Consider the following 14865-nt stretch of genomic DNA (forward strand, 5'->3'; position numbering starts at 1 on the left):
CCTTCCGGGATCAGCCGATCAAGGGCGGCGGTGAAGCCGGCGATCGTGTACGGCGGAGCCGTGGATCGCTGTGTGGGTCACTGCGGCCCGGTGGACGGCCCGGCCTGGAGCCGGTGGAGGGCGCTGCGGGCGTCGTGGACGGCCTGGGCGGCGTAGGCCAGGTCTTCTGTGCCGGACGCCGAGGAAAGGATGTTCCTGGCGGCCTGATAGGCGTCCAGGGCCCGTTGCCAGTCGTGTTCGGCCGTGACGGTGGGCAGGCGGCCACCCGAGCGGAGCTCGAGGTCCAGGGCGTCGATATGGCGGCCCAGCGTGGTGACGTCGTCCTCGACGGCCCGTCTGGCCAGCAGGAACACGTCGGCCTCGCGCCGGTGGCGGCGCCGGGCGGCGCCCCACAGGGCCAGGGTGATCCCCAGCCCGGCGGCCCCGGCGATCACCATGATCAACCCGATTCGGGGTTTTGACTCGGCCGGCCGGCTGTAGACGACCCGGCCGCCCGCGGTGGGCGGAGTGGTGGGCACGCGGGTGACACGCGGCACGGACGTCCGCCCCACCTGCCCCTCAGGCGTGCCGACGGCCCCGTCGAGGTTGAGATCGTCGACCATGGTGAACGTGGCGCTCTCGACGTTGGCCCCGGAGAAGTCGGCGCCGTCCACATCGGCCATCGTGAAGTCGGCCTCGCGCAGATCCGCCGACCTGAACTTCGCGTGGAGCAGCGTGGCCTGGCCCAGCTTGGCCTCATGCATCTGAGCGTGTGAGAAGTCCGCCTTGCGGGCCTTGATCTGGCCCAGCGTGGCGTTGCGGAGATCGGCCCCGGTGAGCACGGCATCGACCAGAGTGGCCTGAGTGAGCACCGCGCGGGTGAACTTCGCCCCGTTCAGCTTGGCGTGCTGGAACTCCGCCTGCCCCGCCTCGGCGTCCACGAAGATCGCCTCACGGGCGTCGGAGCGGTCGGCGTGCATCTGACCGAGATCGGCCTCGGTGAAGTCGGCCTTGCGGAGGTCGGCGTAATCCAGCCGGGCCTGCGTGAGATCCGCCTCCCGGAGCGACGCCCCCCGCAGGATCGCCCCAGTCATGTCCTTCTGGGTGAGATCGACCTGATCGAGCTTGGCCCCGGTGAGATCGGCACAGCGCAGGCTGTACGGCAACACGGTCCGCCGCAGATCCCGCCCCCGGTAGTTCGCCCCCTGTCCCGCCCGGCAGGGCCGGGCGGAGATCAGGCCGCGCCCCGCCTCGGCCGGCCGGAGGACGGCCCGGCCATAGGACGCCGAGGCCGCCGCGGAAGCCGGGAGGGCGCTCAGCACCAGCGACGTCCCAAGAGCGAGCAAGGCGACAATCCACCCCGCACGCCGGGAGGCAGCCACAACACCGGCCGGATCCGCAGGTGGGACGGGGTGCACTGCTCTTGGGGGGATGGAACTACGCAAAGGGGGCCTCCTCGAACGGCTTCGAGTCTGCCAGCCCCGGCTGATCCCCGCTTGCACCACCCTTAACAGACACCCCACCAGACAGGCCCCGCCGTACGGCACAGCCCGCCTGACCTGGTCACCTCCCGGGAACCCGTCCGCCGCCCTTCCGTACGGCAGAGCTCACTTGACCTGGTCGAGCCCCCAGGCGGCTCGCCGCCCTGCCCCGCTCCGCCGTACGGCACGGCTTGCCCGAGCCTGGTGGGACGAGAGGCCGGGCAGGAGGAAAGGGCCGGCGGAGATCCGCCGGCCCTTCGGGTGGGGTGGGTTGAAGGAAGGGGTTAGAAGCCGCCGAAGTCTCCGCCGCCGAAGTCGCCCCAGCCGCCCATGTCGCTGCCGCCGAAGTCGCTCCCGCCGCTGCCGAGATCGCCCACGCCGGCGTCGAGGCCCTGCTCATATCCGGCGTCGTAGCCCGCGCCGTAACCGCCGTAACCCCAGCCGCCCATCATGCTGCCGAGCATCGTGCCGACCAGCATCATGCTCATGACGTCGCCGAAGCCGCCGTAGTAGCCCGAGGCGTAGGGCTGGTAGGCGGGGCCGGCCTCCCAGTAGGGACGGCGCTGGCCGTTGACCATGACCGTGCGCATCTGCGGGTCGAAGCCCTGCTCGATGGCCTCGGCGTCGGCGGAGCAGGCGGGCACGTCGCGCAGGGTGCCGCCGGGCGGGGCCCAGCGCACGTCGCGGGACGAGGGGCCGTGCTGCGGGTTGAAGAAACAGGGGGCGCGGCGCTCGGGCAGCGGGCGCTTCTCGACGCGCGCCTTGACGCAGGCCAGGGCGTAACGGCCGTCCTCAAGGGCGGTCGTGACGTTCCTGATCTCCTGCGGGTGCTTGACCGCGGTCAGCTCGGACTTGGCCTTCTCGTAGGAGTCGAGCGCGTGCTGCCAGTCGGCCTGGTGCTCGGCGCCCGCGCCCAGCAGGCGGACCTCGACGTCGAGCTCGGTGATCTCCTCACCGAACTTCGTGACGTCCTCCTCGACGGTCTTCTTCACGGAGGAGAGCTGCTCGGCCTCGATCGCGGCCTGCTTCTTGTTCTTGCTCCGCGAGTAGAGGAAGTAGCCGCCGCCGCCCGCCAGGGCCAGCACACCGAGGGCGACCAGGGCGCCGAGACCGGAGCCGCCGCCGCTCTGAGGCGCGTTCGAGCCGGTCGTCACGGCCTTGCCGGTGCCCGCGGCCTCGGCGAAGCCCACGAAGTTGACGACCCTGTCGGTGGCGTTGTCGCTCGACCGCTGGGCCTTGCTGATCAGCCGGATGACGTTGACGTCGGAGATGGACGTGTGCGCCGCGAGGCCGGTGCCCACCATCACGCCGACGGTGTTGTCGCCGCCGACCTTGTCGCTGAGCGCGGAAAGGAACCCCTTGGCCTCGGACTGCGTGACGGAACCCGCGGGCAGGACCGCGAGGTAGACCGTGCCGGCCTGGGCCACGGCGTCACGCATCCTGGCCACCGAGTCATCGGGGACCTTGGCCGCCGGGTCGTAATAGAAGCGTCCGTTCTTCTGCCATTCGGACACAATTGTGTTGGTATCAGGTGCGGCGGCATGAGCGGCGGGCGCCAGCGCGGACATCGCGAGGAGTCCGGCGAAGAGCGCGGCGAGCGCGGCTCCCACTCGGCGGGCCGCAGTGGTCGTTATCACGGCAACAAGCCCTCCTTCGTCCGGAAGGACGAATGAGCGTCAACAGAAGTTCCCCTGCCTTGACCGTATTCCCTGCTGAAGGTGATCGACCACCTGGGTAGGGCCCTCAGGCTCCGCCGCCCCCGCTCAGACGTCTTTGATCTCGCAGATGACGGCGCCCGAGCTGACGGTCTGGCCGACCCCCGCCGCGAGACCCGTCACCGTGCCCGACTTGTGCGCGGCCAGCGGCTGCTCCATCTTCATGGCCTCAAGGACGACGATCGTGTCGCCCTCGGCCACGGTGTCGCCGTCGCTCGCCACGACCTTGACGATCGTGCCCTGCATGGGGCTCACCAGCGAGTCGCCGCTCGCCGCGGCCTTCTTGGCCCCGCCACCGGCCCGCCTGGCGGGCTTCTTGGCGGCGGCAGCCGGGCTCGCCGTGCCGAATCCCGCGGGAAGCACCACTTCGAGGCGCTTGCCGCCCACCTCGACCGTGATCCGCTCACGCTCGCCCGGCTCGGCCGCCTCGACCCCGCCCGCGTAAGGCTCGATCGTGTTGTCGAACTCGGTTTCGATCCAGCGCGTGTGCACGGTGAACGGGTCGGAGATGAACGCCGGGTCGGCCACGATGGCCCGGTGGAAGGGCAGGACGGTCGGCATGCCGTCGATCTCGAACTCCGCGAGGGCGCGGCGGGAGCGCTCGATGGCCTGGGCGCGGGTGGCGCCCGTGACGATCAGCTTGGCGACCAGCGAGTCGAACGCCTGCGGCACCGTCATGCCCGCTTCGTAGCCCGCGTCGAGCCGCACGCCGGGGCCCGTCGGGGTGCGCATCGCGGTGATCGTGCCGGGCGCGGGCAGGAAGCCGCGGCCGGCGTCCTCGGCGTTGATCCGGAACTCGATGGAGTGGCCGCGCAGCACCGGGTCGCCGTAGCCGATGGCCTCGCCGGCGGCGATCCTGAACATCTCGCGCACGAGGTCGACGCCGGCGACCTCCTCGGTGACGGGGTGCTCGACCTGGAGCCGGGTGTTGACCTCAAGGAAGGAGATCGTGCCGTCCTGGCCGACGAGGAACTCGCAGGTGCCCGCGCCCACGTAGCCCGCCTCGCGGAGGATGGCCTTGGAGCTCGAGTAGAGCAGCTCGATCTGCTCCTCGTTGAGGAACGGCGCGGGGGCCTCCTCGACCAGCTTCTGGTGGCGGCGCTGGAGAGAGCAGTCGCGGGTGCTGACGACGACCACGTTGCCGTGGGAGTCGGCCAGGCACTGGGTCTCGACGTGGCGCGGCCGGTCGAGGTAACGCTCGACGAAGCACTCGCCCCGCCCGAAGGCGGTGACGGCCTCGCGCACGGCCGACTCGTAGAGGTCGGGGATCTCCTCCAGCGTGCGCGCGACCTTCAGGCCACGCCCGCCTCCGCCGTACGCCGCCTTGATCGCGATGGGGAGGCCGTTCCGCTCGGCGAACTCGACGACCTCGTCGACGCCCGACACCGGGTCGGGCGTGCCGGCCACCAGCGGCGCCCCGACGGCCTGGGCGATGTGGCGGGCCTGCACCTTGTCGCCGAGGGCGGTGATCGCGGCGGGGGGCGGACCGATCCAGATCAAACCGGCGTCGATGACCGCCTGCGCGAAGTCGGCGTTCTCCGCGAGGAAGCCGTAGCCGGGATGGACGGCGTCGGCCTCCGCGTCGCGGGCGACGCGGAGCAGCTTGTCGACGTTGAGGTAGGTTTCGGCGGGGCTCTGCCCGCCAAGCGCGTGCGCCTCGTCCGCGACCTTGACATGGAGGGCGTCCAGGTCCTGGTCGGAGTAGACGGCGACGCCGGCGAGTCCGGCGTCCTTGCACGCGCGGGCGATCCGTACCGCGATCTCGCCTCGGTTGGCGATCAGGACCTTACGCACCGACGTGTTCCCCTTCCACAAGTGATCGGCCAAGCTCACCGGGGAAGTCTCCCCGAGGTCATCGGCCTGTGAGGGAGTGTAGGAGCCCAACCTCGAACGCGACTCGCGTACCCCCCTCAAGCCCCTCAGAACGGGTGGTCGCCATAGCCGTTCTGCATAATGTGGATCTATCCCCTATCCGGCGTCTATCGTGGGGAAGCTTTGGGACGTCGATCCAGAAGGAGACTGGCATGAGCCAGAACTTGCTCGGTGGCAACCCCGCGGAAATGCAGCAGATGGCCACGGCTTTCAGCCAGCAGGCCGACCAGGTGCGCACCACGATGGCCACGCTCGACCGTGAGGCCGCTAAAGTGGGCACCGCCTGGACCGGCCCCGGCGCCGAGCGTTTCCGGGACGCCTGGCAGAGCTCGCGCTCGGCCTTCCAGCGCATGGCCGAAGAGCTCCAGGAGGCCGCCCGCGTCATCAACACCTACCGCGGCAACATCGAGTCCGCCACCCGCTGACCCGGCCCCCGTGCCGCCGCACAGCGGCGCGGGCGCCTGTGTGGGGGGCCGGCACCGGGCCAAGCACGCCGGTGCCGTACGGCTCGCGCCACCGTCACCGCGCGCCGGAAGTGCTTGCCGGGGTGCGTGCCGGTGCCGCCGTCGAGGCGGTGTCACGGCAGGGCGGCCTGCATCGGGGTCACCGTTCCCACGGTCACGAGCAGGCCACGCCCCGGGGTGCCGCCTGCCGCACCACGCGGTAGCCGTACATTGAACAGGTCGCCGTCGGCGGGGCTCTGCACCGACAGCAGCAGCCCCGTGCGGGCCTTGCGGGCCTCGGCGGCGAAACCGCGATAGGCCGACGTCAGATCGCCCGTCGTGCCCGCGATGATCAACCCGTGCTCGGCGTCGCGCCCCGACCGCAGCGTCTCCTCCAGCGCCATGCCGAGCGGCGAGTCGGGCGAGATCAGCTCGGCGTCGTCCACAAGCACCACATAACTTCCGAGCTCAGCCGTCGCCGCCCGCAGATCGCCGTCCGCGGTGAGCACGGCACGCACCCCGTCCCGCCCTTCCAGTTCGCGCAGCGGACTGCGCCGCGGCGTCACCACCACCACGGGCGTGCCCCGCTCAAGCAGCGACTCGGCCGCCGTGAGCAAGGTCGACGACCGGCCGGAACGTGCCGGGCCCGCGACGACCGCGCCGGGCCCGTGGGCCAGCAGGTCCACCCCGACGGGGGCCAGGGCGTCGCCGCCCACCCCGAACAGCGCCCACAGGGGGGAGGGCGCGGCGAAACCGGGGTCGAGTTCCACCGCCTGCGCCGCGGTGATGTGCAGCGGCAGCGTGTCGACCCGCAGCGGCGCGGCGGCGAGCGGCGGGGCGGCGTCCCTGGCGAGCGTCTGCAACGCCGCCACCTGCCCCGGTCCCGTCGGATCCGGGCACAGCAGCGCGATCTGGCTCTCCACGAGGCCGTGCTCGCCGAGTGCGAGTGCTCGCCCCGGCGGCAGCACCGACGGCAGGTCCTTGACCGGGAATCCCGCGAGCCCGTAGTCGGCGATGTCGCCCATGCGCAGGATCAGCCGGTCGTCGAAGACGGTGGAGATCTGGCCGAGCAGCCCGGACCTGTCGGAGGTGACGACCGCACGCAGCCCCACGGCCGGGCCCTCCCGCAGGATCTGCAGGAAGGCGTCGATCAGACGCCCGTAGTCGTAGCCCTCGAACGCCCCGACGAACCCCTCCCAGCGGTCCAGCATCACCAGCAGCCACGGCAGGCGCGGCCCGCCGCCGGCGCGCATCTCGGCCAGCGAGGCATATCCGGCCTCCGCCAGCATGCGCTGCCGCCGCCCCACCTCCTCGCGCAGCCTGGTGAGCAGCCGCTCCACCCGTTCAAGCTGGTCGCGGGTCACGACCGCGCCGCAGTGCGGCAGCGACACCAGGGGGAGGAGCGCCCCGGAGCCGCAGTCGATCACGTGGAGGTGCACGTCGTCGGCCGATGCGCGGGCCGCGAGCGACCCCGCCATGGTGCGCAGCACCGTCGACCGGCCGGTGCGGGCCGCCCCCGCCACGAGCAGGTGGCCGCCGCGCACCAGGTCCAGCGCCAGCGGCAGCCGGTCCTGGGCCCAGGGCCGGTCGGTCACGCCGAAGACCAGCGGAGGCACTTCCGCGCCGCCGGCGTCGACCGGCTCCGGCAACTCGACCTGCGCCGGCAGCGGCGGCAACCACGGCGAAGGCCGCCGCGCGATCCCGGCGAACTCCGCCGCCGACGCCAGCGCGTCGGCCAGCATCGACAGGTCGGTGGCCTCCGTGCTTTCCCGTGTGTCGCGTACGGCGGGCAACGGCTGGCCGAGCGACCGCCAGTCGAGGTCGACCACGCGGATCTGCGCCACCGCGTCCCCCGCCGGGGCCCGGCCGCCCACCCGCGCCGTCTGCACGGCGGTCGGCCCGCCGCTGCCCGTCAGGACGTAGCAGCGGCCGGGGGTAGAGGTGGAGATGTGCGCCGCGTCGGGCCGGTCGATGACGTCGGACGACTCGGCGGGCTCGGTCACGCGAAGGGCGATGCGCAGCGAGGTGTTGGCCTGGATGTCGGCGGTGACGACGCCGCCCGGCCGCTGCGTCGCGAGCACCAGGTGGATGCCGAGCGAACGGCCGCGCCGCGCGATGTCCACCAACCCGGTCACGAAGTCCGGCAACTCGGTGACCAGCGCCGCGAACTCGTCGATGATCAGCACGAGCCGGGGCAGGGGTTCGGCGGCCCGGCCCGCGTCGCGCAGCGCCAGATAGTCGTCGATGTCCTTGGTGCCCGAGGCCAGCAGCAGCCGCTCGCGCCGCCGGATCTCCGCCGCCAGGCTGGAGAGCGCCCGCTGGGTGAGGTGCCCGTCCAGGTCGCTGACCATGCCTACGGTGTGCGGCAGCCGTACACAGTCCTTGAAGGCGGCCCCGCCCTTGTAGTCGATGAGCACGAACGTCATCTCGTCCGGCGGGTTGGCCGTGGCGAGCGAGGCGATCAGCGTCTGGAGGAGCTCGGACTTGCCGGACCCCGTTGTGCCCGCGATGAGCGCGTGCGGCCCGTCCACCCGCAGGTCCACGGTGAACGGCCCGTCGGGGCCGACGCCGATCAACGCCTCGGTCGTGCGGGTGCCCGGACGCCACCGCGAGCGCAGCGTGTGGCCGGTCAGCGACGGCAGGGGCAGCAGGTCGAGCAGCCGCGCGGCGCCCGGGAGGGCGGAGGCGGCGTCGTCGCGGCTCACGTCGCGGATCGGCGCCAGCGCGCGGGCCAGCCGGTCGCACCAGCCCTGCGACACGCCGTCGGCCAGGATCGGGCCGAGCACGTCGAGGCCGCCGCCGCGCAGGCGCACCTTCCCGTCGTGGCCGCACTCGGCGACCGTCTCGCACTCCTCGGGCAGGAGCCGCCGGTCCTCGTCGAGGGCCAGCGTGTAGACCCCGGCGCGCGGGCCCTGCCGCAGCACCTGCGGCATGCCGGGCAGCGCGCGCAGCATCTGGGCGCCGTCGAGCACGACCAGCACGTCGTAGGGGCGCCTGTCGTAGGTGGAGAAGGCGGGCTCGGCCCCCTCGCGCCGCTGCTCGCCCCACGACCCGCCCATGTCGTCCCAGCTCGCGGGGGTGCGGCCGTTCTTCGGGGCGTCCTCGTCGAGGCGCTCGTCGATCAGTGACACCAGCTCGGCGACCCGCCGTGCCGCAGTCTCGGGCTCGCCGCCGATCAGCGCCACGCACTCCTCGCCGCCGTGCGGGGCGCAGTGCGGCAACCAGCGTACGAAGTCCCACTGCTCGGCCCCGTCGGCATGGGCCGACAACACCACCACGGCCAGGTCGCGCGGACTGTGCAGCGCCGCCGCCTGACCCACGAGCCAGCGGGCCAGGCGCGCCGACACCTGCCGCGGCCCCGTCACGCCCGCGACCCCGAGGCGGCGCATCGCCAGCGCGACCGGCACGTCGCGGCAGATCGGCGTCTCCGGCACACGCATGTCCATCGGGGCGCCGCGCTCGGGAACAAGCTCCACCTCGGCCGGCAGGTCGGCCAGTCCCACGCGCAGCCGCATCGCGTCGGAGTCGTGGATGCGGCGCTCCCACAACCGCCGCCGGGGCCCGGTCGCGGTCAGCAGCACCTCGGCCGGGTCGGGCGCCGCCGTACGGCGGGCCTCCTCGTCGGCGACCCTGGCGCGCTCCAACTCCGCCTCGAACTCCTCCATCCGCTCTTTGTAGATCTTCATCGCCTGCCGGTGCTGCTTGCGCCCGTGCCTGCGGTCGCTCCACCACTGGGCGATGAAGATCAGCGGGGTGAGCAGCGCGAACAGCAGGAACATCCAGTTGCCGAAGATGAAGACCATCGTCACGCCGAGCACCGCGGGCAGGAACGCCGCGAGCAGTTGCAGCCGCATGCCCTCGTTCGGCTTCGGCTCGGCCGGCACCTCGAACCTGCGGTTGCCCTCCGGCTCACGCAACCTCGGCGGGCGGTTGTACGCCAGCCCGCCGTCCGGCCGCGCGTCCAGATGGGCGTCGGGCGGCTCGATCAGCCGCACCGTGAACACCGACGCCCCGCAGCGGAGCAGCGCGTCCTGCGGCCAGTGCGCCGGTCCCTTCAGCGGCCTGCCCGACAGCGTGGCCTCGGCGTATTCCATCCGCTCGTTCGACCGCATCGCCTCCCACGGCGTCGCGTCGCCGTTGCGGTCGCCCGGCCTATCGGAATAGTCCTTCTCCTCATAGACCGCGAGGCCCTCGTCCCACAACCGCCGCAGCCTGCCGTCGTCGTCCCACGGCACCTCATCGTCCTGCCGCCGGCGCCGCAGCCCCTTCACCTGCACACCGTCGGGCGTCACCCGCATGACCGCTGCCTCACCCGGCAACATCGGGTCGGGTACGGCTATCGCACACGCCTTGGCCGCCCCGATCACGTGCGCGCCGAGCCCCACCCGGTGCACCGACCCCGCCGCCGGGCCTCCCACCACGCGCACCTCGACGACACCGCCGGGCTCCTCGGCGATCGTGAGATTCGCCAGTTTCCCGTCGAGCGTCACGAGATCGCCGTCCCGGAGCACCGCCGCGGCCCGCGCCTCCGGATCGAGCTCCCGCCCGTCGCGCCACATGCGCACAACCTCGGGCACGGCGTTGCCGTCGAGTCCGTACGGTGCCCGCGTCCGAGCGAGTTTGACCACCTTGGCGTGCTTTGCCGGGCGTATTGGCTTCTCGCCTGTGCAGAGGGTGCGGGCGACACCGCCGACGGTTGTCGTCTCGTCGGCCTCCACCACGACCTCGCGGTCCGACTGCTCCCCGAGCACGGTGAGCATGATCCGCATCGTGATCTCCCTCAGAGCTTCGTGATCTCGACGAAAAGCACCGCACACAAAGTACCGAGGTATCGGGGCATTCGGGATGGTGCGTTATCCACATGACATGTCCCCAGGGGGTTTCGGTCGTCAGGGACGACTCGCGCTCCTGTGGACAACGCGCGAGCAGGTCGGCGGAGCCTGTGGACAGTCTTGTGGATAAAGAGTGGACCATCTGATGAGGTCCATGGGGATCCGTCCACTTGAAATGGGCATATGTCGCCCGCAAAGGCTGTGGATCGACTGGCAGGTTCTGTGGAAAGCCGTGGTGAGCGGGCTAGTCGCGGCGCGAAGACCGGCAGCCGGGCGGCAGAGGGGAGAACCTGGCCGAAAGACGCGTCATTTGTAGGGTTATGTCATGTTCTTAGCGCCAACTGCCTTTTGTGACCCTCTGGTGGGTTTGTAGAAAACTGGGGAATCCCCTGCCGGTCAATGGAGACACCCGGCAGGTGGGATGGAAGAGCGCTGCCCCCTGGTGCCGTCCCCGATCTCGGGCCGCATCGGCGGTCTGGACCTTCTCGCCGTCCAGGACACCGCCGAGGGGCTCAGAGAACTTTCACGACGCCTCCGGGGGGGAGGTGCAGGCCGTATTCAAGGGTGTCGACGGTCACGGTTGCCTTGACCCGCCACGGGTTGGTCGCCTCGACTCGGACGACTCCCGCGTTGCCCTCCAGCTTGAGATCTTCCCCCTTGTCGGAGGAGACGGTGACCGAGCGTCCCGCCGGCACTTGCACGAGTGCGTAGTATGCGCCGCCGGCGCCCTCAAGGACACCGAAGAAGCCCAGGCCGTCGTCCTGAGTTGCATCGCAGACCTCGTCACCCTTCTTGCAGGCGAGGTCGAAGGAAATGTAGTCCGAGACCTGCGTGTAGCGCCCGCCGTCCCGGGAGAACCAGAGCGAGGCGGCCTTGCCGCCGTGTTCGGCCTCCGGCGGGTTGGCCTCCTTGCGGAGCACGGCGACCGAGCCGAGGTCTCCGGCCCGCCCGGAGAGGATCACATCCTCGGCCGTCACCTTCATGCCGGTGTCGCGGCTGAGGATCGTGTAGATGTCCTCCTCCACACGTGTCGTCGCCGCGATGGGCGGAGGCGGGGGCTCGGCGAGGAGGCCGGGCAGCGTGACGCCGCCGACGACCGCCGCGGTCGCCACGGCGGAGAAGGTGAGCGCGGCCCTGGCACGGCGGCGGGTCCTGCTGCGGGCGATCACGCGCGCGGTCAGCCCCGGGGGCAGGTCGGCGGGTCCCGCGGCGCGGTCCAGCAGGGCGGACAGACGTGTCTCGTCGGTGTCGGGCATGGCGGGTTCTCCTTCAGGCTGATTCACGGCTGGGCGAGGTCGCGCATGTCTCGGCGGGGCGGGGGGCGTCGGTGAGAAGCCCGCGCAACCGTTCGAGACCGCGCGAGGCCTGGCTTTTCACGGTTCCGGGGGAGCAGCCCAGTTCACGTGCCGTCTCCATCTCGCTGTAACCGAGCCAATAGCGCATGACGACCACCGTCCGCATGCGGGTCGGCAGCCGGCGCAGGGCGGCGAGAATCCTCGCCCGTTCGTCGCTTTCCCCCATGGCGTCCCGCTTGACAGGTGGATCGGGCATCTCAGGCGCCCGTCTCGCGACCCAGGGGGAACGCCACCAGCTCGCCATCTGGTTGATGATCGTTCGTCGCACGTACGCCTCGGGCGCGTTGTCCCGGATCCGGTTCCAGCGTGGATAGACCTTCACCAGGGCGTCCTGCACGAGGTCCTCGGCCTTGGACCGGTCGCCGGAAACAAGGACGGCGAACCGGAGCAACCGTGCCCCGGCCGACTGGACAAACGACTCGAAGTCGTGGTCGGGCATGTCGTCCTCCATGTGTGGTTAACGCGGTGGCCCTTCCATAGGTTGAGAGAGATCTCCTGCGATTCGCGGGGATTCCGCGCGTGCGGAGCGGGCCGGAAAGGTGCGGGAAAGCTCGGAGAAAGCCCGGCTGGCAAGGATGCCTCTATCCGAAATCGACCACTAAGAGGCATATGAGATGTCGCCCACCACGCAAACTCAAACGGCGTTGGCTCCGGACGGCCGGCGGGTCACCGTCACGTGCCAAACCGAGCGGACAGACCCGAACTGGCAATGGGGCATGCGGCTCACCAGCAAGGTGCTGGCCGTCGGTGTGACCATCAGCGGACCCGGCTACCTCGACCTTCTCACCGAGATCCACGGCCTCACCACCGTTCAGCAGGTCACCTATCGGGGGCACCCGCTGCTGATCACGGTGGACTCCGCGAATGAGAACTGGACGGTGGGCTGGACGGGTGCCCACCACACCCTGACCCTGGGCGGTTCCCTTCCCGCACCGGGCCTCGATCTCGTCGTCGGGCTGATGGACCAGCTCACCATCGAAGATCATCCGGATGGCATGGTGGTCTCGCCGCTCCCCGGCAGCGGGATCGTCATGTGGAGTGTCTCCGGCGTCATGGCGACCGGTGCGGGCCCGATGACGCTCTATCGCCGTGACGAGGCGCATGCCCTCATTCCCACTCAGCCCGGGGCACGCGTCCAGAACGGTGAAGTCTGGAAGAAGGGATTGGAGATCGGCGAGCGCACGGTCGGGTACAAGTATGTGCACGTCGGTGCGGACGCCGTCTGCATGATCGACGACCGGGTAGGCAAGATACCCGGAATCACGGCCCAGTCGATGGAAGACGTCCTTTCCTCCCTCAGCGTGCAATGGGAGCGGTGAGAGGCGCGTGACCAGCGTGCTCATCGCCGCGGTCGTCGTCTCGTGGGCGGCGATCGCACTGCTGACGTTCGGCTACGCCGGACTGGTCGGCCAGATCAGGGAGCTCCAAGCGCGAGGGAACACCGTACGGCCGAAGGCCTACCCGGACCTCGCCGCTCCCTCGGCCGGCGTGCGCACGGTGGCGTTGACACTGACGACGAGTTGCGCCACCTGCGAGACGGTCTTCGACCCCTGGCTCGAAATCGAACGCGAACTGGCCGCGAACGGCCACCGCACCCTGGTGATCAGCATGGACGGCTCCACGACGTGGACCTCGCGGGGTGCCCGCTCGGTCGTCCTCGCCGAAGATCTCTCGGCCCCCCTGCTCCTGGCCTATCAGCCGGCCCTGGTGACCTTCGACCACGAGGGCAACCTGCTCGCGGCCGATCCGATCGGCTCGGTTGAGGGGCTCCGTCACCACTGCTCCACCCTGCAATCCACCTCCCCGGTTTGATGGAGGAACTCATGAGCTCACTACTAGACCGCATTCCGATCATCACTGTCGAAGCCCAGGCGGGAGAGCAGGCGACCAGTGGCGCCGCACCCGCGGACAGACCGGCCTCCGGCGCCGCCTCGACGGGGATGGGGCGGCGCGGTTTCCTTCGCACAGTGGCGGTCGGCGGCACAGCGCTCGCCATGACGGCTCTCGGCTGGATCGCCAACGTGATGCCCGCCTACGCCGTGGGCCGCAAAGACCGCCATCCCCGGCATTGCATGGGCGTCAACGTGAGTGGCGACGTCGCCTGCTGGGGGCGGCAGTACATCAGCGGCTCCTATTGCGGCTCCGACGGCTATCACCGCCTGGACCGCGTGTCCGGCGGCCCCGGCGTCACACTGGACTACAACTGGCAGGCGGCCTGCGGGGGCTACGCCGGGTGGTACTGGACCAGCGGTGGCCGCCGGATCAACTGCTGGGACGGCTACTACGACGTCTTCGCCGGCGGCATCTACCGGTCCCGCACCACGACGGCGTGCAGGCGTTGACCCGCCTGACCGCTGTCGACCGGTCCCTCGCCTCCCCGTGGCCGGTGGCGGTCGGGGTCACGGTCTCGTGCACGCTCGCCGCGCTCGCCGCGGCGAGCGTGCTGAGCGGAGTCATGCTTATAGCGGTGGTGGTCTGCACGGTTGGCATCGTGGCGGGTTACTCCACGTCCGGCTCGGTTTGAAGCCACAATTCAGCGGGTTTGCTGACCTCGTCGGTCTGGCGGGGAACTCGAAACGTGGTCTTCTTCAACCGCGGACTCATGCTGGGCGGCACGACGACCGGCCTCCTTCTGCTGTTCCCTGCGGCGGTGGCACAGGCGCTCGCGCCGGTCGAGGTCGGGCTGTGGGCCCTGGGCGGACTCACGCTCGTGGCCGCGGGCTGCGACATGAAACTCCTGCCCTTCCGGTTGCCGCAGAACGGGCGGCAGGTGCCGAGCGACATCATCGTGCGCGCCGACGGGTCCGGGGCGTTGCAGTTCGGATTCGAGATGGGCACGGGCCTGCGGACCTACGTCCCCACCCACCTGCCTTATCTCCTGGTGGCATCGGTCCTCTTCGTTGTCCCGTGGTGGGCCGCGCCGCTGGCCGGCCTGGCCTTCGGGTTCGGACGTACGATCATGGTGCACTCGGCGGTGCGCTCGGGGAACGCCGCGACTTGGGATAAGGCGTTCGCCGCGCGGCGGACACCCATCCTCGGCGTGTGCTGGGCGGCGACACTTGTCGGACTGGCGCTGATCGCCTGGTCGGCCGTCCAATGAGAGCCCGTTTTGTCGGCCATTTGGTGGTAGGCCGTTTGATGAGAGTCGTCCGGTGAGAGCCGTTCGGTGATGGGCCGGGGCGGATCCG

The 14865-nt window shown here is 70.7% G+C and carries 12 protein-coding genes; 6 read left to right on the top strand and 6 right to left on the bottom strand.

The genetic code is table 11. From position 1 onward, the window contains the following. Positions 1 to 77: 77 nt before the first annotated feature. The 3 genes from Ssi02_RS05710 to Ssi02_RS05720 all read right to left on the bottom strand — a co-directional run bounded on the left by Ssi02_RS05710 (position 78) and on the right by Ssi02_RS05720 (position 4969). The gene (locus tag Ssi02_RS05710; RefSeq protein WP_204021780.1) at positions 78 to 1325 is read right to left on the bottom strand and encodes a pentapeptide repeat-containing protein; all 1248 of its coding nucleotides are present in this window, start codon (positions 1323 to 1325) and stop codon (positions 78 to 80) included. A 419-nt stretch (positions 1326 to 1744) separates the two neighbouring features. Beyond that, positions 1745 to 3097 (bottom strand): LPXTG cell wall anchor domain-containing protein, encoded by a 1353-nt coding sequence (locus Ssi02_RS05715; protein WP_204021782.1) that lies wholly within the window; start codon positions 3095 to 3097, stop codon positions 1745 to 1747. A 126-nt stretch (positions 3098 to 3223) separates the two neighbouring features. Further along, on the bottom strand, positions 3224 to 4969 hold the full coding sequence (locus Ssi02_RS05720; RefSeq protein WP_204021784.1) for an acetyl/propionyl/methylcrotonyl-CoA carboxylase subunit alpha: 1746 nt from the start codon (positions 4967 to 4969) through the stop codon (positions 3224 to 3226). Between the two features lie 230 nt (positions 4970 to 5199). Between Ssi02_RS05720 and Ssi02_RS05725 the strand changes: the two genes are divergently transcribed. Continuing rightward, positions 5200 to 5472: a WXG100 family type VII secretion target gene (locus tag Ssi02_RS05725; protein ID WP_204021786.1), complete on the top strand. Its 273-nt coding sequence runs from the start codon at positions 5200 to 5202 to the stop codon at positions 5470 to 5472. A 152-nt stretch (positions 5473 to 5624) separates the two neighbouring features. On the opposite strand, the gene Ssi02_RS05730 is transcribed toward Ssi02_RS05725, so the two are convergent. The 3 genes from Ssi02_RS05730 to Ssi02_RS05740 form a co-directional block, all read right to left on the bottom strand. Beyond that, on the bottom strand, positions 5625 to 10259 hold the full coding sequence (locus Ssi02_RS05730) for an FtsK/SpoIIIE domain-containing protein (protein ID WP_204021788.1): 4635 nt from the start codon (positions 10257 to 10259) through the stop codon (positions 5625 to 5627). 575 nt (positions 10260 to 10834) lie between these two features. Continuing rightward, positions 10835 to 11578: a hypothetical protein gene (locus Ssi02_RS05735; protein ID WP_204021790.1), complete on the bottom strand. Its 744-nt coding sequence runs from the start codon at positions 11576 to 11578 to the stop codon at positions 10835 to 10837. 13 nt (positions 11579 to 11591) lie between these two features. Beyond that, positions 11592 to 12116: a SigE family RNA polymerase sigma factor gene (locus tag Ssi02_RS05740; protein ID WP_204021792.1), complete on the bottom strand. Its 525-nt coding sequence runs from the start codon at positions 12114 to 12116 to the stop codon at positions 11592 to 11594. 277 nt (positions 12117 to 12393) lie between these two features. Here Ssi02_RS05740 and Ssi02_RS05745 point away from each other — a divergent pair, with 277 nt between their 5' ends. From Ssi02_RS05745 to Ssi02_RS05765, 5 genes are read left to right on the top strand one after another with little or no spacing between them, the layout of a single operon-like run. Continuing rightward, positions 12394 to 12996 carry a hypothetical protein gene (locus tag Ssi02_RS05745; RefSeq protein WP_204021794.1) on the top strand — a complete coding sequence of 201 codons (603 nt, stop codon included), beginning with the start codon at positions 12394 to 12396 and terminating at the stop codon, positions 12994 to 12996. Between the two features lie 7 nt (positions 12997 to 13003). Beyond that, complete coding sequence (locus Ssi02_RS05750; protein WP_204021797.1) at positions 13004 to 13489, top strand: hypothetical protein; 486 nt, start codon at positions 13004 to 13006, stop codon at positions 13487 to 13489. 11 nt (positions 13490 to 13500) lie between these two features. Further along, a complete protein-coding gene (locus tag Ssi02_RS05755) occupies positions 13501 to 14019 on the top strand; it encodes a hypothetical protein (RefSeq protein ID WP_204021799.1) in 519 nt (172 codons plus the stop codon). Continuing rightward, positions 14016 to 14201, top strand: coding sequence for a hypothetical protein (locus tag Ssi02_RS05760; protein WP_204021801.1), 186 nt, complete (start codon positions 14016 to 14018; stop codon positions 14199 to 14201). Before Ssi02_RS05755 ends, Ssi02_RS05760 begins: the two co-directional genes overlap by 4 nt. Positions 14202 to 14255: 54 nt before the next feature. Continuing rightward, positions 14256 to 14777 carry a hypothetical protein gene (locus tag Ssi02_RS05765; RefSeq protein WP_204021803.1) on the top strand — a complete coding sequence of 174 codons (522 nt, stop codon included), beginning with the start codon at positions 14256 to 14258 and terminating at the stop codon, positions 14775 to 14777. Positions 14778 to 14865: the final 88 nt, after the last annotated feature.

The sequence above is a fragment of the Sinosporangium siamense genome (assembly GCF_016863435.1).
Lineage (GTDB): Bacteria > Actinomycetota > Actinomycetes > Streptosporangiales > Streptosporangiaceae > Sinosporangium > Sinosporangium siamense.